Origin of the sequence: Streptomyces sp. NPDC053427, from assembly GCF_044544985.1 — a bacterium.
GTDB lineage: Bacteria > Actinomycetota > Actinomycetes > Streptomycetales > Streptomycetaceae > Streptomyces.
Genome location: NZ_JBITYA010000004.1, coordinates 454,576 through 479,257 on the forward strand (window position 1 = coordinate 454,576; position 24,682 = coordinate 479,257).

The window sequence follows — 24,682 nt, forward strand, 5'->3', positions numbered from 1 at the left end:
GGCGTCGACCGCCGCCCGGGGTCCGGGCGGCGGCCGGGGGGGTGCGCCGAGGCTCAGACCTCGGTGAAGCACCACGTGGTGGTGGGTCGGTGGTCGTACGAGTAGACGATGCTGCGCGCGTACTGCGGCCCGCACTTCTCCCGCCCCCCGATCACGTCGCCCGTCTTGTACTGGGCGTCCGGGGTGTCACAGCCGACGATGGTCATCTCCATGGCGCGACCGGAGCCCGTGATCTTGACGCAGTCGCCCTTCTTCGGGTTGTGCTTGTTGTCGTAGGCCTCGGCGGAGGCGGACGCCTCGGCCTCCTTGGCGGCCTTGCCGCCATGGGGATTGGTGTTGTAGTCCCACACGTACCAGACCCCGCCGGCGGCCAACGGCAGGACGACAGCGAAGCTGATCAGCCGGTGCTTCAGAGTCGGCTGCGGCCGCTGGGGACGCTGCGGCCCACGCGGCGGCTGCGGCTGGCCGTACGACTGCTGAGGCTGGCCATAGGGCTGCTGCTGACCGTAAGGCTGCTGCGGTTGCCCGTAAGGCTGCTGCCCATACGGCTGCTGCGGTTGCCCGTAAGGCTGCTGCCCGTACGGCTGCTGCGGCTGGTTCTGGTAAGGCGGCGGTGCGGACAAGGCTTTGCTCCCCCATGGATGGCTGTTGGCAGACTGCTGGTTGACTCCGCGAACGAAGGTCAATGCGATGTTGACCGGTGCAGGCTACCGGTCGGCCCCACCACACGAATTCCGGGCCCGGCACGGCCGCTCGGCCCCGCCGGGGTTGTCCACAGCCTTCAGCGCGGGGTGCGTCGAGGCGCTAGCGTCATGGGAACGGATGAACGAGAGGTGGTGAAGCGGTGCGGCGCGTCGGGTTGGTGCTGGTGGCAGGGTGGTTGGCGGTGCTGTGCGCCGCCGGGGTGGGGCAGGCGGCGCCGACGGGTGGTCAGGCACCGACCCGGACCGCCTATCTCGCCGAGCGGCTGCGGGAGAACCCGGTCTATGTGACCGACCAGCTGCCGCGCTCGGTACCGCGTTCCACTGCTCCCGCGTTCGCCGAGCAGGCCCGGCGCGTGGGCGTCCCCACGTATGTCGTCGTCCTGCCGGCCGAGGCCGACTCGGGCTCCGACGGACTGCTCGCCGGGGTGCACGACCGGCTGGGCCGCAAGGGGCTCTATGTCTCGCTGGACGAATCGGGTCTGACGGATGTGCAGACCTACGGCGTGAGCGTGCCCGGCGCCAAGGACGCCCGCTGGGCGGCGATGTACGAGCTGCCGTACGACGTGACCGCCCGCGAGGAATTCCGGTACTTCGTCGATGTCCTGAAGTCGGGTCGGGCGGCGCAGCGGGCCAAGGAAGGCCGGGAGCAGTACGGCGGCGCCTACCCTGCGGACGAACCGGCGAACTGGCACACCACACCGACCGACCGCGAGAACCAGAGCTTTGTGACGGGCATCGTCGTCAGCGCGGTACCCCTCCTCGTGCTGCTGATCACGGTCTATCTCCGCCGCCACCGCCACACCCGGAGGATCACGGTCGGCGCGGCCGCCGTCGCGCTCATCGGGGTGCTCGCCTTCACCGCCTCGCAGGTCTTCGACGACACCACCAGCGGCGACGGCTCGTACCCGACGGCCGCCGATATGCGGGCCCGTCTCGACCGGGTGGCCGGCGGCCTGCGCCGCGACCCGCTCTATGTCGATCCCGAGAGCCCTCCGGTGCTGGACGCCACCGCCCAGGCCCGTCTGCGGAAACGGCTGCGCGCGCTGCACATCCCGGTGGTGATCGCCGCCGTCCCCAGCTCGAACGACGACGAATCCGGCGGCAGCACCGAACTGCTGGCCAAGTCGCTGCACGACAGGCTGCACCGCGATGCCCTGATCGTGCTGGCCGACCCGTCGAACGGCGATATCGACCCGTTCAATTACGGCACCCGGGTCGACGGCGGGTATCTCCTCGACCGTCCGCACGACCTCTCCTACGGCGACCCCGCCGGCCACCCCGCGGACACTCTCGGCCCCCGCCTGGAGAAGCTGCTCGGCTATGTCGCCAAGACCCCGCCGGCCAAGCCGGGCGATGAGCCGTACGCCCCCACACCGGCGCCCGACCCGAAGCGGGAACAGGCCCTGCCCGGCCTCTTCTCCGGTGACTTCGCGCCCGGCCTGCTCATCGGCACCCTGCTCGCCGGGGTGCTCTTCGGGCTGGTGGCGGCGGTCGGCGCGCTCGTCCGCCGGATACGGCGGCCGGGCGGCCGGCGGGCGGACGCCCCCGACACGCCCTCACAGCCCTGGCTGCGGAAGACCGCCGGCAAGGAACTCGACGCCCTCGGCAGTGCGGTGGACTTGACCGCCGCACCGTCCGGGCAGGCCCGGAGCCGGGCGTGGGAGTGCCTGGACGCCGCCGTGATGCTGCTCGACGGCGACACCGACGGGCGGATCGACGCCGGTGCCGCCCCGGCCGACCTCGTCTGCGCGATCGTGCTGGCCCGCGCCGGGCTCGCCGCCGTCCAGGATCCGGCCGCGACGCAGTACGTCTGCCATCGCAACCCCCTGCACGGCCCCGCCCGCAAGGTGCGGCCCGCAGGCGCCAGGGGGCAGCGGTATCCGGTGTGCGAGGCATGCCGGACGGCTCCGGGCCCGGTGCTCCGGCTGCGCCCCTCGGCCGCCGCCAGGGGGGCCGGCTCCGCCGTCCCCTACTCCACCCTCCCCGGACCGCTGGCCGCGCTCGGCGACGGCGCCGGAACAGATCGACTCACCCGCGATATACGGGAGCACTACGGTGTCCACTGACCCCCGCCGCCCGGTGCGGACCGCCCTCGCGCTCACTGCGTCGTCCCTCGCGCTGCTGCTGTGCGCCGCATCGCCCGGCGCGGCCGCCGAGAGCCCCGGGCAGAAGATCGCCAACGCCCTGCGCGCCTCGCCCGTCTATGTCGATCCGTCCCTCGCCACGGCCGTCGACCCGGCCCAGCAGCGCAAGCTGGTAGACCGGATCCGGCAGACCCGGCTGCCGATCCGCGTCGCCCTGGTGCCGCTGGTGGAGGGGGACAGCTGGGACGGCGACCCGCAACAGCTCGCCGAGGTGGTGCACGACCGGATGGGCGGCGGTCCGGCCATCCTGATCACGCTCGGGACGTACCGCGACGACATCGCCGCCGAGGAATGGCCGGACGACGCCCACCAGGCGTGGCACGCCGCCGCCGCGGTCTCCTTCCAGGACGATGTGAAGGACGCCGGCCTGCCCCGGCGGATCGCCCGCGCCATCGAGATCATCGAGGCCGGGAACGGCGACGCGGAGTACAAGAAGGCCACCGCCGACCTCAACGGCCCCGCCACGCACGCCTCCCCCACCGGCAAGCCCAAGCCGTCGGGTTCGGCGTTCCCGCGGTTCCTGGCATTCGCCCTCGGGCCACTGCTGCTGCTCGCCGCCGCGGGAATGCTGCTGCGCCGCCGGGCGCGGCTGCGCGGCGAGGTCGCCACCCCCTTCGCGCTACCGCGCTCGGTCTTCGCCGCCGCCCGGAGCGCCGACGAGGCCGGGCTCCGGGAACGCGCCACCGAAGAGGTCGTGCGGCTCGGCGAGGAGACCCGCGCCGCCGACGGCTCCCCGGCGGCCGTCGAGCGTGCCCTGGACGCCTATGCCGCGGCCGGCACGGTCCTCGACCACGCCCGCGGAATCCCGGACCTGGCGGGCGTGTTCGCGCTGATCGCCGAGGGCCGCGCGGCCCTGTCCGGGGCCCCCGGCGCGCTGCCCCTGTGCTTCTTCCACCCGCTGCACGGCCCCGCCGCCCGCCGCCTGCCCTGGCGGCCCCTCGGCCGCCGCGAGCAGCTGCGGGTGGCCGCGTGCGAGACCTGCATACGGGCGATACGTACGCGCCGCGCCCCGGAGGTCCTGATCGACCGGCGGGACGGCCGACCGGTCCCGTACTTCGAGGTGCCCGCCGAGGAGAGCCTCTGGGCGGCCACCGGGTACGGCTCGCTGCTCGGCGGCGACTCGCTCGCCACCCGCGTCCAACGAGGGGACTTCACCCGTACGTTGACGTAGCAAGGGCCGCCGGGTTCATTGACGTCGCAAGGGCCGCCGGGTTCACACCGCCGGCAGGCCGTACACCTCGTCGCCGTGGGTGACCAGCAGCCGCCGCCCCGAGGCGGCGACATGCCACTGCTCCATGTTCTCGGTGTTGTCGTTGTAGTGCCAACGGAGCGTGCCGGTCTTCGGGTCGAGGGCGAAGATGCCGCCTTCGTCGTCGTACGACGCGCCGTAGAGGGTGCCGCCGACGAGGACGAACTCCGTGGGCGCCCGGCGCGCTCCGGGCTCCTCGCACAGCCACAGCTTCTTGCCGCGGACGGGGTCGACGGCCCATACGCCGCCGCTGTGGTCGGCGGCGTAGAGCACGCCTCCGACGGCCATGGGCTGATAGAAGCTGCGGCGGCCCCCGGAGGACAGCGACCAGTCGGCCTTGCCGGTGTCGAGGTGCACCGACCGCAGCCGGTCGCCGCCCAGGAAGATCCGCTTGGCGTGTACGGCCGGGCGCCAGGCGATGTCGTCGCCGATCTTCTGCGTCCACAGCTGGCGGCCGGTCGCCGTGTCGCGCACCGTGACGTTGCGGCGGCCGTCGGTGTAGACGAGCCGGCCGTCCGCCGCGACGCCTTCGAGGTCGTAGTCCTGAGTGCCCTTGTCGCGCGGCTTCCGCCAGTCCACCTTGCCGGTGCGGATGTTGATGGCGGCGATGGCCGTGAGGTTGTCCCTGATGTTCTCGGTGCGTACCGAGGCGATGACGTAGAGGCGTTCCTCGTCGGCGCTGAGGATGTGCTCGACCTTCAGATCGCCGCCCAGGCGGCTGCGCCAGGCCTCCTTGCCGGTGTCCGGGTCGAGGGCGATGACATCGCCGTCGTACTCCGTGCTGACGAGGAAGAGCCTGCCGGTCGCGAAGATCAGCGGGGCGCCCGGGGACGCGATTCCCTTGCGGGTCCATTCCGCCCTGCCGGTGACGGCGTGCCGGGCGACCAGCGGGTCGCCGCTGATCAGCAGCAGACCGTTGTGGGCCAGCAGCGGCTGGTCGCTGCTGATGCTGTCCGTCTCGACGGTGCGGTGCCACAGGACCTGCGGGGCCGTGCCGGGAGGGGGCGTACGGAACTTCTCCCGGTCCACCCCGCCGGGCACCTTTCCGTCGCCGCCCCCCGCGCCGCCGGCCGCGCCCGCACCGTGCCCCCTGCCCTTGTCCTTGCCCCCGAACGCCCAGAGCCCGGCCCCGCCGACGGCCGCGACGCCGACCGCGGCGCCCGCGGCCAGTCCGAAGAAGCGGCGGCGGGAGGGTACGGCGGCGGCTCCGGGCACGTCCGCCACGGTGGCGCCCGCCCCGCCGGTCGGCGCACCGCCGCCGGTCGGCGCCGCCCCGGCCTTCGGCGTTCCCGAGAGCACAAAGGTCGGCGCGGTGCCGAACCCGTCCTGTGCGCCGGCCGGAGCCGGCGTGGGCGTCGCGGGCGTGCCGGGCCCGGCGACCGCGGGCGTGCCGTGTTCCGGGGTTTCCAGGTCCAGGATGCGCGCCGCATGGGTGGCGATGGTCGAAGCGACGGTCCCCGGCAGCCAGTTGGCGAACACCGCTCCCGTCCCCTGCGGCGCCAGCGTCTCCAGCACCTGCTGGGGCGTGGGCCGTTGCCCCGGCTCGCGGTGGAGGCAGGCCGCGAGGAGACCGTGCAGCTGCTCGGGTACGCCGGTCAGGTCCGGCTCGCCGTGGACGACCTGGTAGAGGACGGCGGCCGGGGTGGTGTCCGTGTAGGCCGTGTGCCCGGTGGCGGCGTAGGCGAGGACCGCGCCGAGCGCGAAGATGTCGCCGGCGGTGCCGACCTGTTGGCCGAGCGCCTGCTCGGGCGGGATATAGCCGGGCGAGCCGACGACCACGCCGGTCTGGGTCATCCGGTCGCCGTCGACGGCCCGCGCGATACCGAAGTCGATCACCCGGGGGCCGTCGGCGGCCATCAGCACGTTGGACGGCTTGAGATCGCGGTGCACCAGGCCGACGGAGTGGATTTCGGTGAGGGCCGCGGCCAGGCCCGCTCCCAGGGCGCGCACGCTGTGTTCGGGCAGCGCCCCGTAGCCGTCGACGACTTCGGTCAGCGACGGGCCGAGGACGAAGGCGGTGGCGAGCCAGGGCAGCGCGGCGTCCGTGTCGGCGTCGACGACGGGCGCGGTGTAGCGACCGGACACGGCCCGTGCGATCTCGACCTCCTGCCGGAACCGCCCCCGGAATCCGGCATCCTGCGCCAGATCCGGGCGTACGACCTTGACCGCGACCGTCCGGCCGCCGGCCGACCGCGCCAGATACACCCGGCCCATGCCGCCGGCGCCGATCCGGCCCAACAGGCGGTACGACCCGAGGGATTGCGGGTCGTCCGGAAGCAACGGGTCCATCTCGGTCTCCCCCATTGAGCGAATGCGGCGCGTCGCGCCGTAGGCACTGGACCGGGCTGCGGGCCGCCGTGCCGGGACAGTGCATCGTAACGTCGCCCTTCTGCCCGCCACTTGCCGACGTCCGGCCGAGGGATCGGACGCCGATTGCCGCGTTATTGCCAGGAGAGCAATGCCGTTGAATTCCGCGGTAATGGGGCGGGCGCATGGACGGAACACCGCGACCGTTCGAGGAAATCCGCGAGGAAGGTGCCGCGCTGCGCACACCTACCGGCCGGTGGCGCGCGCCGGACGTCGAAGCGGCGAGCGGCGAGGCGGTGAGCAGCGAGGCAGCAAAGTGGTGACGTGGTGACGTGGCGAGCTGAAGCCGACCGGAGCGGGATGCAGCAATTCAGGGAAGCGTCCGGAAAAGCTGACGCCGAATCCCGAAAGGCGAACCCGGGAAACCGAATCCGGGAAACCCGAATTCACCCACGAGATCGCCGCGCAGAGGATTCACACGGGAACGGAGGCCGGGACCGAGACCGGGACCGAGAGAACGGCCCCTGACTCCGAGCGCGCCAAAGGGGCCGTCGCGGCACCCGTTGCCATGCCGAACCGGCCCGCTCAGGCCGGTGTCGTGGCCTTACGGAGAAACGGCTCGATGGCACGGCACCAGGCGTCGGGCCGTTCCCAGGGGAGCAGATGCCCCGCGTCGGAGATTTCGGCGTACTCGCCGCGCGGCAGCACCCGGACCATTTCCTGGGCCTCGGCGCGGCCCAGCTCGGCGTCCAGTCCGCGGACGACCAGGGCCGGACACTGCACCTGCGCCAGCTCCTCCCAGTGCGCGTCGTACACCCACGTCTCGCGCGCCCGGAGCATCAGACGGCGCGAGAAGACCGGCCGCCAGCCGTCGGCCCGCTCCGCCATCACCTCGGCGAAGAATTCCCCGCGGGCCGGCTTGGGCCGCTCCAGCGTCGGGTCGTCCTCGCCGAACCACTTGCGGACGTCCGCGAGCGTCGCGAACGGCACCGGCCAGGAACGGAACCACTCCGTCCACTCGTGCTGGGACGCCGCACCCAGCGCCGAGGCCCGCATGTCGCAGATCACCAGCGCGCTCACCAGATCCGGCCGCCGGGCCGCCACCTGCCACGCCGTCAGGGCCCCCATGGCGTGGCCGATGAGGGCGACGGGGGCCAGCCGGAGCTGCTCGATGGCCGCGATGGCGTCATCGACATAGGCCTCGCGGTCGTACGGCCCGTCCCCGGGCTTCTCGCTGCGGCCGTGGCCGCGCTGGTCCAGCCCGACCGCGCGATGCCGCGCGCTCAGCCGGCGCGCGGTGTCCGCCCAGTGGGCCGCCCGCCCCATCAGGCCATGGAGCATCAGCACGCCCGGGCCGCGCCCGGCCTGCTCCGCCCCGCCACCGCTCTTGGGCGGGTCGGTGAATTCCCAGGCCGCGAGCCGAACACCGCCGGCCCCTGTCACATCGATGCGTCGCACCATGTGCCCCGGCACCCCCAATCGTCCTTGGCCAGCCCCACACCCACACTATCGAACCTCTATTCGAACGCACCGTTCTCGCGCCCGATATCCCTCGTTCGAGTGACCTCGTCCAAGGATTGACCGCTCCCGCCACGGGGAGACATGTGCCGGGAGGCGGGCCCTACCGGGAAGGGGGCCCGCGGGGAAAGACCCTGAGAGCTCGGGGCTCCGGGTCTTGGCGGGGGGACATGGGGAGGCAGGGCCTCGGCTGCTCGCAGCGCCGGGGCCCTGGCCGTCCCCCGGCAGAGCCATCAGACGCACCCGAGTCCCCTCCCCACCCCGGAGAGCCGACACCCATACCCGCGCAACACGCCTCGTGCCGACATATGCCACTGCGTCAGCGCCAGCGTGGCACGACACCGGCCGAATCGCACGGGTTCCCACAAGTTCGTTCAAAGCACAAACAGTTGACGAGCCCGCCGCGCGGCGCATCGGCGCAGCTCAGCGGGCTCGCGGGGAAACCAAGGAATCCTTCAAAAAGGAGCCGGCAGGAGATGCCGGCCCCGGCACACCTCAGCGCTTGGCGACGAACACATGCGTGGCGATGTCCGCATGCAGCTCGGCGGCCTCGCCGCTGCTGCCGACCAGCACCCCGGCCGGCGACTCCGTCACGCTCACCACGGCGCCCGGCTGCACACCGGCCCGCCGCAGGGTGTACATCAGCTGCGCGTCGGCCTGGATCGGCTCGCCGATGCGGCGCACCACGGCCGTCTTGCCGTCGGCCCCGGCGTCCAGATCCATCAGGCTCACCATGCCGGCGTCCAGGAACGGATCGGCCTCGGACTTCTCGCCCAGCTCCTCGAGACCCGGGATGGGGTTGCCGTACGGCGATTCCGTCGGATGCCGCAGCAGCTCCAGGACGCGGCGCTCGACCGCCTCGCTCATCACGTGCTCCCAGCGGCACGCCTCGGCGTGCACCTGCTCCCACTCGAGCCCGATGACGTCGACGAGCAGACACTCGGCGAGGCGGTGCTTGCGCATCACCCGCGTCGCGAGGCGCCGGCCCTCTTCCGTCAGCTCCAGGTGGCGGTCGCCCGCGACCGTCAGCAGGCCGTCTCGCTCCATGCGCGCCACGGTCTGGCTGACCGTCGGGCCGCTCTGTTCGAGCCGCTCCGCGATGCGGGCGCGCATGGGGACCACACCTTCCTCTTCCAGTTCGAGGATGGTGCGGAGATACATCTCCGTGGTGTCGATCAGTCCGGACATGCGTGCCCCTCGATGTGTCGTGCGGTGGCCCTGGATTCAATTCTGACGCATCCCACTGACAACGGGGCCCCGACGTCCGTACACCGGACCCCGCGCACCGAGTTGCGCCGTATTGACAGGGCACTGGTCCAGACCGCAACGTGATCCGCGCCACGACCGATCCACCGCTTCCACGACACCCGACGAGAGGGCCCGCGGCGATGCCTGAGAGCGACCAGAGCGACCACCTGGCCGGGAAGTACTTCGACGCCGCGATCGATCTCCTGCGGCAGGTACGGGAGGCGACCGGCGACCGGATCACCGCCGCCGGGCATCTGATCGCCGACACCGTCGAGGCGGGTGGCCGGGTGTTCTCCTTCGGCGCCGGGCACTCCTCGCTCCCCGCCCAGGACACCGTCTACCGGGCGGGCGGCCTGGCCGTCATGAACCTGCTGTCCGTCCCCGGGGTGGTCGGCGTGGACGTACGGCCCGCGACGCTCGGCAGCGCCCTGGAGCGGGTCGACGGGCTCGCCGCGGCCGTCCTCGACACCAGCCCGCTGAAGGCCGGCGATGTGCTGGTGATCATCTCGCTGTCCGGGCGCAACGCGCTGCCCGTCGAAATGGCGATGAACGCGCGGGCGCTCGGCATCAAGGTCATCGGCGTGACGTCGGTGGCGTACGCGACGGAGACCTCGTCCCGGCACGCCTCGGGCACCTACCTCAAGGACCACTGCGACATCGTCCTGGACAGCGCGATCGCGGTCGGCGACGCGGAACTGACCGCGCCGGGCATCGACGCGCCGTTCGCGCCCGCCTCCACCGTCGTCACCAGCGCGATCATGCAGGCCATGGTGGCGACGGCCGCCGGGGCGCTCGCCGAGCGGGGCACCGAACCGCCGCTGCTGCGCTCCGGGAACGTCGACGGCGGGCACGACTGGAACGCCCGGGTGATGAGCCGGTACGCGGACCGGATCTTCTACCGGCAGTAGCGCATGACAGGCCCGGGCCACCGCCCGCGGCACCCTCAGCCGCCCCCGGCCCCCGCGAGGTCCAGCGCCGCCGCGATCCGCGCCGCGACCTCCTCCGCGTAGTCCGCGTCCGCGCGGTCGAACGGGCGGCGCGAGGGGGCCCGCAGAAACGTCGCGACGCCCAGCGTGCGACCGCGGCTGCGCAGCACCACGCACAGCCCGTGCACCGTGCCGTCCGGCCATTTACGGGCGGCCGCCCAGCCCTCGGCCGCGCCCGGGCCCGCGCTGGTGCGCACCGACCCCCGGCGCTCGTACGCCTGCGCCGCCGGGTGCCCCGGCGGGTACGCCATCGGGATACCGGTCCCCGAAAGGGCCTCGGCGGGCCCCGGCTCCCCGGCCGGGGAGGCCAGCGCCCGCACCAGCCGCGGCGCCCGCCCCCGCCCGGCCCGGTTGGCGGCCCCCAGGTCCCCGTCCCCGTCCCAGGCCTCGTCCGCGTCCACGTCCCCGTCGACCGCTCCGTACGGCGCCGGTACGGGCGCCGGAGCGAGGTCCACCAGGCCGTGATCGGCGAACCCGGCGAGGGCGAAGTCCAGGTGGACGGCGGCGGCCTCGGACGGGTCCGGGCACTCCGCGGCGGCGCGGCCGGCACGGTGCAGCTGGTGGGCGCGGAACCGCAGCAGGGAGCTGTCCTGTTCGGCCCGCTTGGCGTCGGTCACGTCCTGGAAGAGCCAGGCGACGCCGAGCGGCACCGGCTCCTCGGCCAGCGGCGAGGCCAGCCGCACGAAGCCGCTGCGCCAGCACCGGCGCGGCGGGCCGGCCTCCTCGGAGCGCAGCGTCACCCACAGCTCGGCTGCGGCCGGCGGCGCGCCTTCGGCGAGCACGTGCTGCAGCGCGCCCTCCAGCTCCTCCACGCCCTGCGTCAGCAGATCGCCCAGCGGGCACCCCAGCGAGGCCGTGCGCCCCACCCCCAGGGCACGGGCGGCGTGCGCATTCAGGACGGCGAGCCGCAGATCGGCGTCCACCAGGGCCACGCCCCAGGAGCCGTCGTCGAAGAGCGCCTCGCTCAGCGCGATGGACCGCTCCAGGTCGAGCTGGGCATGCACCTCGCTGAAGGCGCAGTACACCCCGTTGGCCCGGCCGTCGGGCCCACGGACGGCGGAGATCTGCGTACGGACGAGGACGCGGCGGCCGTCCTTGGTCAGCAGCGCGAATTCCTCCACCTGACGGCCCGGGGACCGCATCGCGGCCGCGAGCGCCGCCTGGATCTCCTCGGCGTCCTCCTTGCGAGCCGCCCAGCCCGCGAGGCCTCTGCGGCCGACCGCCTCGGCCGCCGTCCAGCCCAGGATGCGCTCGGCCTCGCGGTTCCAGTGGGTGACCGCGCAGTCCGCCCCGAAGGCAGCGAGGGCGGCATCCATGCCGTCCAGGAGCGCGGCGAGCAGACCGGCGGAGGAGGACGCCGACGCGGAAGAGCCGGGAGAGGCAGGCGAGGCGGACGATGACGCGGACGAGGCAGAGGAAGCCGACGAAGCAGTCACTGACACCCCTTAAGGACACAGCTCAAGAACACCGCTGCACGCGCTGCACCTCGCCTTATTCAACTGGAACGTGACTCAGCACACACCCGATTCACGGAAATCGTTGCGTCCGGGAAATTCGGTTGAACGAGGCTGGACGGCTGCCTAACGTGTGGTGCACACGAGAAGGGAGGTGGTTCGGAAGATGATCAAGAACCGGACGCGTGAGGTGGCTGCGGGCTAGCGGCCCGTCGCTTCACCGAAGTGCGGCGCCGGACCCGCGCATACTGCAGATGCGCAGCCGGCCCAATTCCCAAGCAGTCACCCGACCCGCGGTCTGCCGGTTCGTCCGACCGGCCCTTCGCGCCACCGAGCGCGGAGGAGGCAGCCCGCGGGTCGTCTGCGTGCGCGGCGCCCCCACGGCGTGGGGGCGCCGGCCACGGCCCGTACATCCGGGCCCGTACGTCCGGGCCCGTACGTCCGGCCCAGCCGTCAGGGCGCCAGCCGCTCCACCCGCCAGCCGTCGGTGGCCCCGTCGTGGACGTACCGCAGCCGGTCGTGCAGCCGGTTGTGCCGCCCCTGCCAGAACTCCACCGCCTCGGCGACGACCCGGTAGCCGCCCCAGTGCGGCGGCGCCGGGACCTGCTCACCCTCCGGGTAGCGGGCCGCCAATTCCTCGTAGGCTCGTTCCAGTTCGGCGCGCGAGCCGACCACCGCGGACTGGTCGCTGGCCCAGGCGCCCAGCTGGGAGCCGTGCGGGCGGGTGCGGAAGTAGGCGGCGGTCTCGTCCCGGCCGATGCGTTCCGCGGTGCCGCTCACGATCACCTGGCGGGCGAGCGGGTGCCAGGGAAACAGCAGCGAGACGTGCGGGTTCTCGGCGAGTTCGCGGCCCTTGCGGCTGGTGTAGTTGGTGTAGAAGACAAAGCCGCGGGTGTCGAACGCCTTGAGGAGTACGGTCCTTGAGCTCGGCCGGCCGTCGGGGTCCGCCGTCGAGACGACCATCGCGTTCGGCTCGTGCAGGCCGGCCGCGACCGCTTCCTTGAACCAGCGCGCGAATTGGTCGTACGGACTGGCCGCGAGATCGGCTTCGGTGAGCCCCTCGGCGCGGTAGTGCGCGCGCATGGGCGAGGGGTCGGGGGTCTCGTAAAAGGGCGCGTCGGCAGGGTGCACGGCCTCATCTTGCAGCATCCGGTCCGCCCGGGGCAGCCGAGAGGGGCGGAAGTCTGCCCGCCGTCGACCGGACGTAACCCTCCCGTCAGCGAATCGACGAGTGTGCCGGATGTCACGGTGCCCCGCAGGTGACGAACCCGCCAAAATCATGGGCCTGCCCACTGTGGCCTGTGAACATCGGGAGCTATCGTGTCCGGCCTGAAGGGACGCAGTGCGCGCCCTGACGAGACCCGGCACCACAGCACCGCCGCACCACAGCACCACACCGACGCACCTACATCGCACCGTGCCCGCCCGCGGCCCGACCCACCGCGAGCGGGACCCTCGAGTGACCCATGCCCTGGCGGGGCATCACCGGGGTGGCCGGTACGGACCGCGAGCTGCCCGCGCAGCCGCGTAACCGCACCGACGCCCGCACCAGATCCGACTGCACGGCATCCGGTCCCGACCGCGTGCCGTCCCCATCATGAGGAGCCGCCTGATGTCCGACTTCGTACCCGGACTTGAGGGAGTCGTCGCGTTCGAGACGGAGATCGCAGAACCGGACAAGGAAGGCGGCGCGCTGCGCTATCGCGGCGTCGACATCGAGGAACTCGTGGGGCAGGTGTCCTTCGGAAACGTCTGGGGGCTGCTGGTCGACGGGGCGTTCAACCCCGGCCTGCCGCCGGCCGAGCCGTTCCCGATCCCGGTGCACTCGGGTGACATCCGGGTCGATGTGCAGTCCGCGCTGGCCATGCTCGCGCCCGTATGGGGCCTGAAACCGCTGCTGGACATCGACGAGGCGGAGGCCCGCGACAATCTCGCCCGCGCGGCCGTGATGGCGCTGTCGTACGTCGCCCAGTCGGCGCGCGGGCAGGGCCTGCCGATGGTGCCGCAGAAGGAGATCGACACGGCGGAGACCGTCGTGGAGCGCTTCATGAAGCGCTGGCGCGGCGAGCCCGACCCCAAGCACGTCAAGGCCGTCGACGCCTACTGGACCTCGGCCGCCGAGCACGGCATGAACGCCTCCACCTTCACCGCCCGGGTCATCGCCTCCACCGGCGCCGATGTCGCGGCCGCGCTGTCCGGCGCGGTCGGCGCGATGTCCGGCCCGCTGCACGGCGGCGCCCCCTCCCGCGTCCTGGGCATGATCGAGGAGATCGAGCGGACCGGCGACGCCACCGCCTACGTCAAGAACGCCCTGGACCGCGGCGAGCGCCTGATGGGCTTCGGCCACCGCGTCTACCGCGCCGAGGACCCGCGCGCCCGCGTGCTGCGCCGTACGGCCAAGGAGCTGGGCGCCCCGCGCTTCGAGGTCGCCGAGGCCCTGGAGAAGGCCGCCCTGGAGGAGCTGCACAACCGCCGCCCGGACCGGGTGCTGGCCACCAACGTCGAGTTCTGGGCCGCCATCACGCTGGACTTCGCCGAGGTCCCGGCGCACATGTTCACCTCGATGTTCACCTGCGCCCGGACGGCCGGCTGGAGCGCCCACATCCTCGAACAGAAGCGGACGGGCCGACTGGTCCGGCCGTCGGCCCGCTACGTGGGGCCGCCCTCCCGCAGCCCGCGCGAGATCGAAGGCTTCGAGGGGCTCTGAGGTTTCTCCCCACGTTTTTGTCTGCGGCGCCGTGGGGGTGTTCTTTGCCCGCCTTCGGCGGGCGGGGCGGGAGTTGGCCGTAGCGGTCGATGCTCCGCTGCGGTGAGTGCGGCGTCAGGCTTCCAGGACTTCGTCCCTCCAGCCCGCCGCCTCCCGCCCGTCCTCGACCTCCGGCCGGTGGGAAGAGAAGTACAAGACGGCCCGCCCGCCCAACCTCCTGGACCGGCCACAGCCGACCCCACCCCCACCCAGGGGTGGCCGCGAAACCGGCCGGGAGGGGCCGGGCCGGAGGGACGAAGTCCCGGAGGACCGGCCCCGCACCCACCCACACCACCCCGCGGCCAACCCCACAACCACCCCCGATCCCGCCGCCAGGCGGGCCCGAAAACCACCGCACCAAAAACGGCGCCGCACCCGGCAGCGCGGGGCGAACCCCGAAGGGCACGGCGCCGCACCCGGCAACGTAGGGCGAACCCCGGCCTCACCCCGAACCGGCCAGAACGTCATCGACCATCCGCGCCCACTGCTCCACCACCCGCCCCCGCCGGGCCGAATCGTCCGTCAGCAGGTTGGCGAGCCCGAGCCCCCGCGCCATGTCCAGCAGCCCCTGCACGGTCTCCCGTACGCCCGGCACCGACTCGTCGGCCTCCAGCAGCGCCACCGCCGTACGGTGCGCCTCCCGCCCGACCCGCGCCTCCAGGGCCGTGACCCGGTCGCGCAGCTGCTCCTCGTCGGACGCGGCCACCCACAGATGCAGGGCGGCCCGGAACAGCGGCCCCGTATAGAGGTCGACCAGCTCCTCGACGATGATCCAGGTACGCGCGATCGACCCGGCCGGCGGCAGCTTGTGCGCGACCGCCCTCAGCGCTCCCTGCCGCTTCTCGGCGACATGCTCGACGGCCGCCGTGAAGAGATCCTCCCGGGTGCGGAAATGATGCTGGGCCGCCCCCCGCGACACCCCCGCCCGCTCGGCGACCACGGAGACCGTACTGCCGTTCCAGCCGCGCTCCGCCAGGCAGGAGATGGCCGCCTCCAGGAGCTTCAGCCGGGTGGCGCGGCTGCGTTCCTGCTGGGGCTGCTTGGGACCGCGGGCCGGGGTCAGCGCGCCCATGCCGGGGCCCGTCGCTCCAGGAAGGCGGTCATGCCCTCGCGCGCCTCGGCGGAGCCGAAGAGCCGCGCGGATTGTTCGGCGAGCGCCTCCGTATCGCGGTCGAAGGCGCGCAGCACCTCGGCCGTCACCAGCTTCTTCGACTCGGCCAGGCCCTGTGGTGAGCCCTTGCGCAGCCCCTCCAGTACGGGCGCGAGCCCGGCGTCCACCTCGTCCGCCGCGAGCGTCACCAGCCCTATCCGGGCCGCCTCCGCCGGGCCGAACTTCTCCCCGGTGAGGTAGTAGCGGCCCGCGGCCCGGGGGTCCAGCCGGGGCAGCAGCGGCATCGAGATGACGGCGGGCGCCAGCCCGAGGCGGGCCTCGGTGAAGGCGAAGGTGGCTTCCGGGCCCGCCACGGAGATGTCGCAGGCGCCGAGCAGGCCGAGCCCGCCGGCCCGTACGTGGCCGGTGACCCGGGCGACGACCGGCCGGGGCAGCTCCACGAGGGCGCGCAGCAGCCGGGCCAGCCCCAGCGGTCCGTCCTTCGCCGCCCCCGAGGTGGCCTCGGACAGGTCCGCACCGGCGCAGAACGTGCCGCCGGTGTGGGTGAGCACCACGGCGCGGGTGCCGTCGTCGGCCGCGGCGTCCTGGAGGCCCTGGTGGAGTTCGGCCACCAGGCGGGCGGAGAGGGCGTTGCGGTTGTGCGGGGAGTTCAGGGTGAGAGTGGTGATGCCGCGCTCGTGGGAGCGTGCCACGAGGGGTGTCCCGGGCGCGTCGGCGGTCACGGGTGCGTCTGTCATCAGGCCTCGTGCTCCTTTCCCTGGCGCGCAGTTGGCGCCGCGGCATCTTGCCGGTCGGGGTGCGGCGCGCTGTCCGGGCTCCGCGCGCCGCGCTTTCCTGTACGGGGCGACCGCTCGGCAAGGTACGCGATCACGTCGTCGCGCCCAGCGCCGCCCCCGCCGCCGCGCCATCGGCTCCCGGGCCGCCGCCGCGGACGGCCGCCGCCCGCCCTCAGTACGACTTGGGCAAACCCAGCGACTGGTGCGAGACGAAGTTGAGGATCATCTCCCGGCTCACCGGGGCGATCCGCGCCACGCGGGCGGCCGTGATCATCGACGCCAGGCCGTATTCCCTGGTGAGGCCGTTGCCGCCGAGGGTGTGGACGGCCTGGTCGACGGAGTGCACCGCCGCCTCGGCCGCCGCGTACTTGGCCATGTTGGCGGCCTCTCCGGCGGCCATGTCGTCCCCCGCGTCGTAGAGGTGCGCCGCCTTCTGCATCATCAGCCGGGCGAGCTCCAGCTCGATATGGGCCTGCGCCAGCGGGTGCGCGAGGGCCTGGTGGGTGCCGATGGGCTCCTTCCAGACCTGGCGGGTGCGGGCGTAGTCGACGGCGCGGTCGAGGGCGTAGCGGCCCATGCCGAGGGCGAAGGCGGCGGTCATGATGCGTTCGGGGTTGAGGCCGGCGAAGAGCTGGAGGAGCCCGGCGTCCTCGTCGCCGACGAGCGCGTCGGCGGGCAGCCGCACCTCGTCCAGGGTCAGCTCGAACTGCTTCTCCGGGGCGGCCAGTTCCATGGGGATCGGGCTGCGCCCGAAGCCGGGAGCCTCGCGCGGGACGATGAAGAGGCAGGGCTTGAGGCGGCCGGTCCGGGCGTCCTCCGTCCGGCCGACGATCAGCGTCGCGTCGGCGATGTCGACCCCGGAGATGAACACCTTGCGGCCGTTGAGGACCCAGTCCGTGCCCTCCCGCCGGGCGGTGGTGGTGATGCGGTGGGAGTTGGACCCGGCGTCCGGCTCGGTGATGCCGAACGCCATCTTGCGGGAGCCGTCGGCCAGGCCCGGCAGCCAGGTCCGCTTCTGTTCCTCGGTGCCGAACCGTGCGAGGACCGTGCCGCAGATCGCCGGCGAGACCACGAGCATCAGCAGCGGACAGCCCGCCGCCCCCAACTCCTCCAGCACGAGGGACAGTTCGGCTATGCCGCAGCCTCCGCCGCCGTACTCCTCGGGGAGGTTGACGCCGAGATAGCCGAGCTCGGCGGCCTCCGCCCAGAGTGCGTCGGTCTGCTTGCCCTCGGCGACGACGTCGGCGAAGTACGCGCGGCCGTAGCGCTTGCCGAGCGCGGCGACGGCGGCCCGCAGGTCGCGCTGTTCCTCGGTCTCGATCACAGGGTTGCTCGTGCCATGCGTCATGACGGCTCCTTGTGTGGCGTGGATGAGGGGCGTACGGGATCGAGGAAGCGGCGGCGCCGTTCAGTCCGCGACGACGGCGAGCAGCGCGCCCATCTCGACCTGCTGTCCGGTGCGCGCGGGCAGCGAGGTGAGGGTGCCGGGGGCCGGTGCGGTGATCTTGTGTTCCATCTTCATGGCCTCCAGCCACAGCAGCGGCTGTCCGGCCTCGACCCGGTCCCCCTCGGCGAGCCCGTCCGCGATCCGTACGACCGTGCCGGGCATCGGGGCGAGCAGGGAGCCGGGTTCGGTGCGGGCGGCGGGGTCGGGGAAGCGGGGCAGGGCGGTGAGGGTGTGGGCGCCGAGCGGCGAGTCGACGTGGATCCGGTCGCCGTAGCGGGAAACGGCGAATCTCCGTCGCAGTCCGTCGGTTTCGAGGACCACCTCGCCCGGTGCCAGGCCGATGAGCCGTACGCCGGGGAAGTCCTCGGCGACCAGGCCGTCGCGCCCGAGCCGGTAGCGGATCTCGTACGCGGTGCCCGCGCAGGCGTAGGCCTTGGCCTGCGGCCCGGACGGGACGTTGCGGAAGCCGCCGAAGCGGGAGCGGCCGTGGGCATCGGCGAGGGCGGCGGCCAGGGCGGAGAGTCCGGCGCCGTCCCGGCCGTCCTCGGTCAGGGCGGCGAGGTGGCGGTCGTAGAAGCCGGTGTCCAGTCCGGTGGCGTCGGCGAAGTCCGGGTGCCGCAGGGACCGTACGAGGAGGTCGCGGTTGGTGACGGGGCCGTGGATGCGGGCGCGTTCCAGGGCGCCGGCCAGCTTGCGTACGGCCTCGTCCCGGGTGGGGGCCCAGGCGATGACCTTGGCGAGCATCGGGTCGTAGTGGACGCCGATGGTGTCGCCGTCGCGCACGCCGGAGTCCAGCCGGACGCCGTCGGGCAGCGCCAGCCGGTGCAGGGTGCCGGTTCCCGGGCGCCAGTCGGCCGCCGGGTCCTCGGCGTAGAGCCGGGCCTCCACGGCGTGCCCGGAGGCGGCGGGCTCGGCGGCTTCCAGCGCCCGGCCCTCGGCCACCCGTATCTGGAGGGCGATGAGATCGAGGCCGTAGATCTCCTCGGTGACCGGGTGCTCCACCTGGAGGCGGGTGTTCATCTCCAGGAAGTACGCCCGCCCGTCGGCCGGGACCAGGAACTCCACGGTGCCCGCGCCCCGGTAGTCGATGGCGCGGGCCGCCTGGACCGCGGCCCGGTGCAGGGTCTCCCGCAGCGCGTCGGGCAGGCCGGGGGCCGGGGCCTCCTCGATGACCTTCTGGTGGCGTCGCTGGAGGGAGCAGTCGCGGGTGCCGAGCGTCCAGACCGTCCCGTGCGCGTCCGCGAGGATCTGCACCTCGACGTGGCGGCCGCCGACGATGTACGGCTCGACGAAGACCTCGCCGTCGCCGAAGGCCGCGGCCGCCTCGGCCTCGGCGGCCTTCAACTCGGCCGGCAGGTCGGCCAGTTCGGTGACCACGCGCATGCCCCGGCCGCCGCCGCCCGCCGCCGCCTTCACCAGCAGCGGCAGGTCGGCCTCGGTGGCGGCCGCCGGGTCGATCGGCGCCGGCAGCGGCACCCCGGCCGCCGCCATCAGCTCCTTGGCCCGGGTCTTGGACGCCATCGCCTCGATGGCGGCGGGCGGCGGGCCGATCCAGGTCAGGCCCGCGTCGGCCACGGCGGCCGCGAAGGCCGCGTTCTCGGAGAGGAAGCCGTAGCCGGGGTGGACGGCGTCCGCGCCGGCCGCCAGCGCGGCCTGCACGAGCAGTTCGCCACGGAGGTAGGTGTCGGCGGGGGCGTCGCCGGGCAGCCGTACCGCCGCGTCCGCCTCGTGTACGTGCAACGCGTCGGCGTCCGCGTCCGAGTGCACGGCGACGGTGGAAATGCCCAGCTCACGGCAGGTGCGGAAGACCCGCCGGGCGATCTCGCCACGGTTGGCGACCAGTACGGAACGGATCACTTCTGCCTCACGATTCCCGTCTCTGCGCATCCGCGCGCATCCCTTCGCGTCCATTCGGATCCCTGCGTGCCCTGCGCATCCCTGCGCGCCTCACCTCCGGAAGCCGCCTCACATCCGGAAGACGCCGAAGCCGCCCCGCGCGCCCTGGAACGGGGCGGTGTGCAGGGCGGACAGACACAGGCCGAGGACGGTGCGGGTGTCGCGCGGGTCGATGACGCCGTCGTCGTACAGCCGCCCGGAAAGGAACATCGGCAGCGACTCCGACTCGATCTGCTGCTCCACCATCGCCCGCAGCCCGGCATCCGCCTCCTCGTCGTACGGCTGCCCCTTGGCCGCGGCCGAGGCGCGGGCGACGATCGACAGCACGCCCGCCAGCTGCTGCGGCCCCATCACGGCGGACTTGGCGCTCGGCCAGGAGAAGAGGAAGCGGGGGTCGTACGCCCGGCCGCACATCCCGTAGTGCCCGGCGCCGTACGAGGCCCCCATGAGGACGGACAGATGCGGGACCGTGGAATTCGACACCGCGTTGATCATCATCGAGCCGTGCTTGATGATGCCGCCCTGCTCGTACTCCTTGCCGACCATGTAGCCGGTGGTGTTGTGGAGGAAGAGCAGCGGAATATCGCGCTGATTCGCCAACTGGATGAACTGCGCCGCCTTTTGGGACTCGGCGCTGAACAGCACGCCCTGCGCGTTCGCGAGGATTCCGACGGGATAGCCGTGCAGCTCGGCCCAGCCGGTGGCCAGGCTCGGCCCGTACAGCGGCTTGAACTCGTCGAAGTCGGAGCCGTCCACGATCCGGGCGATGACCTCGCGGGGGTCGAACGGCGCCTTGAGGTCGCCGGGGACGATGCCCAGCAGCTCGTCCTCGTCGTACTTGGGCGGCGCGGCCGGTTCCGGATCGGCGTGCGCCTTGCGCCAGTTGAGGCGGGCGACCACCCGGCGCGCCTGCCGCAGCGCGTCCGGTTCGTCGAGGGCGAAGTAGTCCGCGAGGCCGGAGGTGCGGGCGTGCATCTCGGCGCCGCCCAGCGACTCGTCGTCGCTCTCCTCGCCGGTCGCCATCTTCACCAGCGGCGGCCCGCCGAGGAACACCTTGGCCCGTTCCTTGACCATGATGACGTGGTCGGACATTCCGGGGACGTAGGCGCCGCCCGCCGTCGAATTGCCGAAGACGACGGCCACCGTCGGAATTCCGGCCGCCGACAGCCGGGTGAGGTCCTTGAAGAGCGCCCCGCCCGGAATGAAGATCTCCTTCTGGCTGGGCAGATCCGCGCCGCCCGATTCGACCAGCGAGACCACCGGCAGCCGGTTGGCGTACGCGATCTCGTTCGCCCGCAGCGCCTTCTTGAGCGTCCAGGGATTGCTGGCGCCGCCCCGTACGGTCGGGTCGTTCGCCGTGATCAGGCACTCCACTCCCTCGATCACCCCGATGCCGGTGACGAGGGACGCCCCGACGGCGTAGTCGCTGCCCCAGGCGGCGAGCGGGGACAGTTCGAGGAAGGGCGTGTCGGGGTCCAGGAGGAGTTCGATGCGCTCGCGGGCGAGGAGCTTGCCGCGCCCCCGGTGGCGGGCGACGTACTTCTCGCCGCCGCCCGCGACCGCCCCGCCGTGTGCGGCCTCGACCTCCGCCAGCTTGGCGAGCATCGCCGCACGGCGCTCCGCGTACTCGGCGCCCGTCGGGTCGAGCGCGGTTCCCAGGACGGTCACAGCAGTACCTCCGGTATGTCCATGTGGCGCGACCGCAGCCACTCCCCCACGGCCTTGGCCTGTGGGTCGAACCGGGCCTGCGCCGCGACGCCTTCGCCGAGCAGTCCGTCGATGACGAAGTTCAGGGCGCGCAGGCCCGGCAGCAGGTGGCGGTCGACCGGCAGACCGGCGCATTCGGGGAGGAGTTGGCGCAGCCGGTCGGTGGTCAGGGCGTGGGCCAGCCAGCGCCATGCCTCGTCCGTACGGGCCCAGACGCCGACGTTCGCCGAGCCGCCCTTGTCGCCGCTGCGGGCGCCGGCGACCAGGCCGAGAGGGGCGCGGCGGGTGGCCAGGGCGGCGTCCGGCGGCGCGGGCGGTTCGGGGTCGGGCAGCCGGGTCAGCTCCCGGGTGTCCCGGGCGGGCGGGATGCCGATCCGGGTGCCGTCGGGGAGGACGGCCGTGTGCGGGACCTCGTCCGCCGCCACCGCCACCGCCTCGAAGACGCCGTAGGGGGTGCCCTTGCCGGGCGGTGCGGTGACGTGGAAGCCGGGGTAGCTGGCCAGCGCCAGCTCGATCGCGGCGCCGCTGACCGCTCGCCCGACCGCGTCCTGATCGGCGTCGCGCACCACCAGCCGCAGCAGCGCGCTCGCCTCCTCCTGGACGTCGGCGTCCGCCCGGTCGGTGCGGGCGAGCGTCCAGCGCACCTCGGCGGGGCGGTGGGCGGCGGCGTCGAAGGCCGCCTCCATCTGCGCCCGTGCCAGCTCGGCCTTGGCGTCGACATCCAGCCCGGTCAGGACGAAGGTGACCTCGTTGCGCCAGCCGCCCAGGCGGGTCAGCCCGGTTTTGAGGGTCGGCGGCGGTGCCTCGCCGCGCACGCCCGAGATCCGGACCCGGTCCGGCCCGTCCTCGGTCAGCCGTACGGTGTCGAGCCTGGCCGTCACGTCCGGTCCGGCGTAGCGCGCCCCGGCCGTCTCGTACAGCAGCTGGGCGGTGACCGTACCGGTCGTGACCGCGCCGCCGGTGCCCGGATGCTTGGTGATCACCGAGCCGCCGTCGGCGGCGATCTCGGCGAGCGGAAAGCCGGGCCGCAGCAGGTCGGGGGCGCCGTCGGCGGCGAAGAAGCTGTAGTTCCCGCCGGTGGCCTGGGTGCCGCACTCCAGCACATGGCCGGCGACGACGGCGCCGGCCAGCTGGTCCAGGTCCTGCGGGCGCCAGCCGAAGTGCGCCGCGGCGGCCCCGCTGACCAGCGCCGCATCGGTCACCCGGCCGGTGACCACCACATCGGCCCCGGCCCGCAGGCACTCCGCGATTCCCCCGCCGCCCAGATAGGCGTGGGCGGTCAGCACGCCCTCGCCCCACCGCCGCTGCTCCAGCAGGTCATCGCCCTCGACATGGGCCACCCGTACGGGCACGCCGACCTTCTCCGCCAACTCCCGCACGGCATCGGCCAGTCCAGCCGGATTCAGCCCGCCCGCATTGGTGACGATCCGCACCCCGCGCTCGGCGGCCAGCCCCAGCCCCTCCTCCAGCTGCCGCAGAAAGGTCGTCGCGTAGCCGCGCCCGGGGTCCTTGAGGCGGTCCCGGCCGAGGATGAGCATGGTCAGCTCGGCGAGGTAGTCGCCGGTCAGCACGTCGAGGGGGCCGCCGGTGAGCATCTCGCGGAGGGCGTCGAAGCGGTCGCCGTAGAAGCCGGAGGCGTTGCCGATGCGCAGGACGGCGGGGTCGGCGCCGATGGGGCGTATCGGGCCGCCGGTCATCGGGCGCCGCCCTTCGCCGTCGACGGCCGGCCCGTGCCCGGCGGCCCCGCGAAGGCCTGGGCGATGCCCAGCCACCGCTCCGCGTCCGCCCCTTCGGCCCGCAGGCTCGGCAGATCGGCGCGATGCGCCCGCTGAGTCGCCAGGAGACAGAACTCCAGGGCGTCCCCGGTCACCCGCTGCGCGGCGTCCTGCGGCCCGTACGCCCAGAGCTCCCGCCCTCCCCCACTCTCGGCTGCGCTCGAGCGGGGGGACCCCCATGGCGCCCGCAGCTCCACCCGGAACTCCTCCTCGGGCGGGGTGAGGTGATGGACGGAGTAGGCGAAGTTACGGGTCCGCACCCCGATCCGGGCGATATGGCGCAGCCGGGCGGTGGGGGTACGCGTCACCTCCAGCGCATCGGCGACGTCCTGGCCGTGCGCCCAGGTCTCCATCAGCCGCGCGCTCGCCATCGACGCGACGCTCATCGGCGGCCCGTACCACGGCAGTTTGTCGCCCGCCGGCCACTGGGTGAGCGCCTCCCGCAGCGCCTCGCGGCCGGCCCGCCAGCTCTGGAGCAGTTCGGCGGGCGGCGCCTGGGCCGCCGCTTCCGCTCCCTCGTCGACGAAGGTCAGCGGCGCGGCGAGCGCCTCCGGTACGGCCACCCGGAGGAAGCGGTCCGGGTCGGTGGCCGCGAGCAGCGCCTTCTGGTCGGTCCAGGCCAGATGGGCGATCTGGTGGGCGAGGGTCCAGCCCGCGGCGGGTGTCGGCGTCGCCCATCGCTCGGCGGGGAGCCCGGCGACCAGGGCGTCCAGCTCCTCGCTCTCCTCCGTGAGGTCCGCCAGTACGGCGCCGGCTTCGGACACGCGACACTCCCCTCGTCGCGCCAACTGCCGTACGGGCAGGGCGCGTTGACATCGGCGTACGGATATACGGGTGCGGTGCGATGCGGTACGGGTGCTGGAGCGAGCCTGGCAGCGGCGACAGAAACAATCAAGCATGCCTGCATGGTTTTCCGCCATGGAGATACCCGGCACGGCGCCGCCGCCTCGGCCCCGTCGCTCCCCGTCCCGCAGACGATCCCGGGGAATCCGGCCGACGGTCGACCGCCCACCGGGAGCGCCCCTCATGCCGCCGGGAGGACCCTTGCCCGTACCGCCCGGCGCGTGCGGATCACCGGGCTACGCGGGCCGGGGCCGCGAAATCGGCGGACGCCGTGGGCGAAGAGCCGGTTGACGGCCCGGCGGCCGGGCGGCGAAGCCCCGGACGGAGGCTCTTCACCGTTCGACGGCTATCCCAAATATGGTGTTGCGCGGCGTTCCAAGAAATGCTGAATCCGTAGTCGCTGCGTGTGGTGCATGGGCAGCTCATCGATCTCGCCGGGGGCCACGAATCGAAGCTCGAAGGACTCGTCAGATATCGCCAGCGAGCCACCGACGATACGCGCGGTAAAGCACACGTTGAACTGTCGCCGCACTTCTCCGTCGCTGTACGCGATGATGTGGCGTGGATCCGTGTACGTGCCGACAAGCCCTGTGATCTCTACGTCCAGCCCGGTCTCTTCCTTGACTTCCCGTACGGCCGTTCCCGGCAGGGAATCCGTGATGTCCATTCCGCCGCCGGGGAGCGCCCACAGGCCGTTGTCGCGCCATCGCTGAAGCAGGATGCGCCCGACATCGTCGACGACGACGGCGGAAGCGGCAAGGCACCCTGATC

At 73.1% G+C, this 24,682-nt stretch carries 18 protein-coding genes and 1 pseudogene; 5 read left to right on the top strand and 14 right to left on the bottom strand.

All coding sequences use genetic code 11. The annotated features are described in order from the left end of the window. Positions 1–53: 53 nt before the first annotated feature. Complete coding sequence (locus ACIGWZ_RS13705) at positions 54–623, bottom strand: hypothetical protein (RefSeq protein ID WP_400063996.1); 570 nt, start codon at positions 621–623, stop codon at positions 54–56. Positions 624–844: 221 nt separating this feature from the next. On the opposite strand from ACIGWZ_RS13705, the gene ACIGWZ_RS13710 reads away from it, so the two are divergent. Further along, on the top strand, positions 845–2,770 hold the full coding sequence (locus tag ACIGWZ_RS13710) for a hypothetical protein (RefSeq protein ID WP_400063998.1): 1,926 nt from the start codon (positions 845–847) through the stop codon (positions 2,768–2,770). Then, a complete protein-coding gene (locus ACIGWZ_RS13715; RefSeq protein WP_400064000.1) occupies positions 2,760–4,019 on the top strand; it encodes a hypothetical protein in 1,260 nt (419 codons plus the stop codon). Before ACIGWZ_RS13710 ends, ACIGWZ_RS13715 begins: the two co-directional genes overlap by 11 nt. A gap of 42 nt (positions 4,020–4,061) precedes the next feature. Here ACIGWZ_RS13715 and ACIGWZ_RS13720 read toward each other — a convergent pair whose 3' ends face one another. Next, positions 4,062–6,386: a serine/threonine-protein kinase gene (locus ACIGWZ_RS13720; protein WP_400064001.1), complete on the bottom strand. Its 2,325-nt coding sequence runs from the start codon at positions 6,384–6,386 to the stop codon at positions 4,062–4,064. Positions 6,387–6,589: 203 nt separating this feature from the next. Here ACIGWZ_RS13720 and ACIGWZ_RS13725 point away from each other — a divergent pair, with 203 nt between their 5' ends. Beyond that, positions 6,590–6,727, top strand: a complete 138-nt coding sequence (locus ACIGWZ_RS13725; protein WP_400064003.1) for a hypothetical protein — start codon at positions 6,590–6,592, stop codon at positions 6,725–6,727. 262 nt (positions 6,728–6,989) lie between these two features. On the opposite strand, the gene ACIGWZ_RS13730 is transcribed toward ACIGWZ_RS13725, so the two are convergent. Next, positions 6,990–7,865, bottom strand: a complete 876-nt coding sequence (locus tag ACIGWZ_RS13730) for an alpha/beta fold hydrolase (protein WP_400064005.1) — start codon at positions 7,863–7,865, stop codon at positions 6,990–6,992. Positions 7,866–8,417: 552 nt separating this feature from the next. Further along, positions 8,418–9,110, bottom strand: coding sequence for a metal-dependent transcriptional regulator (locus ACIGWZ_RS13735; RefSeq protein ID WP_400064007.1), 693 nt, complete (start codon positions 9,108–9,110; stop codon positions 8,418–8,420). Positions 9,111–9,310: 200 nt separating this feature from the next. Between ACIGWZ_RS13735 and ACIGWZ_RS13740 the strand changes: the two genes are divergently transcribed. Continuing rightward, entirely contained in the window at positions 9,311–10,078 is a 768-nt protein-coding gene (locus tag ACIGWZ_RS13740) for an SIS domain-containing protein (protein WP_400064009.1), read from the top strand. Between the two features lie 35 nt (positions 10,079–10,113). Here the strand turns inward: ACIGWZ_RS13740 and ACIGWZ_RS13745 are convergent, their stop codons facing one another. Next, on the bottom strand, positions 10,114–11,472 hold the full coding sequence (locus ACIGWZ_RS13745) for a PAS domain-containing protein (RefSeq protein ID WP_400064440.1): 1,359 nt from the start codon (positions 11,470–11,472) through the stop codon (positions 10,114–10,116). 591 nt (positions 11,473–12,063) lie between these two features. Next, entirely contained in the window at positions 12,064–12,759 is a 696-nt protein-coding gene (pdxH, locus tag ACIGWZ_RS13750; protein WP_400064011.1) for a pyridoxamine 5'-phosphate oxidase, read from the bottom strand. 463 nt (positions 12,760–13,222) lie between these two features. Here pdxH and ACIGWZ_RS13755 point away from each other — a divergent pair, with 463 nt between their 5' ends. Beyond that, positions 13,223–14,317 (top strand): citrate synthase 2, encoded by a 1,095-nt coding sequence (locus tag ACIGWZ_RS13755; protein WP_400064013.1) that lies wholly within the window; start codon positions 13,223–13,225, stop codon positions 14,315–14,317. 481 nt (positions 14,318–14,798) lie between these two features. Here ACIGWZ_RS13755 and ACIGWZ_RS13760 read toward each other — a convergent pair whose 3' ends face one another. From ACIGWZ_RS13760 to ACIGWZ_RS13795, 8 genes and pseudogenes are all read right to left on the bottom strand, one after another. Next, the gene (locus ACIGWZ_RS13760; protein ID WP_400064015.1) at positions 14,799–15,428 is read right to left on the bottom strand and encodes a TetR/AcrR family transcriptional regulator; all 630 of its coding nucleotides are present in this window, start codon (positions 15,426–15,428) and stop codon (positions 14,799–14,801) included. After that, positions 15,416–16,204: an enoyl-CoA hydratase family protein gene (locus tag ACIGWZ_RS13765; protein WP_400064017.1), complete on the bottom strand. Its 789-nt coding sequence runs from the start codon at positions 16,202–16,204 to the stop codon at positions 15,416–15,418. Before ACIGWZ_RS13765 ends, ACIGWZ_RS13760 begins: the two co-directional genes overlap by 13 nt. A 211-nt stretch (positions 16,205–16,415) precedes the next feature. Then, positions 16,416–17,591 carry an acyl-CoA dehydrogenase family protein gene (locus tag ACIGWZ_RS13770; RefSeq protein WP_400064019.1) on the bottom strand — a complete coding sequence of 392 codons (1,176 nt, stop codon included), beginning with the start codon at positions 17,589–17,591 and terminating at the stop codon, positions 16,416–16,418. 60 nt (positions 17,592–17,651) lie between these two features. After that, positions 17,652–19,547, bottom strand: coding sequence for an acetyl/propionyl/methylcrotonyl-CoA carboxylase subunit alpha (locus ACIGWZ_RS13775; protein ID WP_400064021.1), 1,896 nt, complete (start codon positions 19,545–19,547; stop codon positions 17,652–17,654). Between the two features lie 108 nt (positions 19,548–19,655). Next, positions 19,656–21,254 carry an acyl-CoA carboxylase subunit beta gene (locus ACIGWZ_RS13780; protein WP_400064023.1) on the bottom strand — a complete coding sequence of 533 codons (1,599 nt, stop codon included), beginning with the start codon at positions 21,252–21,254 and terminating at the stop codon, positions 19,656–19,658. Beyond that, complete coding sequence (locus ACIGWZ_RS13785; RefSeq protein ID WP_400064025.1) at positions 21,251–22,990, bottom strand: acyclic terpene utilization AtuA family protein; 1,740 nt, start codon at positions 22,988–22,990, stop codon at positions 21,251–21,253. Before ACIGWZ_RS13785 ends, ACIGWZ_RS13780 begins: the two co-directional genes overlap by 4 nt. Next, complete coding sequence (locus tag ACIGWZ_RS13790; protein WP_400064027.1) at positions 22,987–23,832, bottom strand: TIGR03084 family metal-binding protein; 846 nt, start codon at positions 23,830–23,832, stop codon at positions 22,987–22,989. The genes ACIGWZ_RS13785 and ACIGWZ_RS13790 overlap by 4 nt, the downstream gene beginning before the upstream one ends. A 425-nt stretch (positions 23,833–24,257) precedes the next feature. Further along, positions 24,258–24,674, bottom strand: a pseudogene (locus tag ACIGWZ_RS13795) (NUDIX hydrolase); the annotation flags it as partial. Positions 24,675–24,682 lie beyond the last annotated feature (8 nt).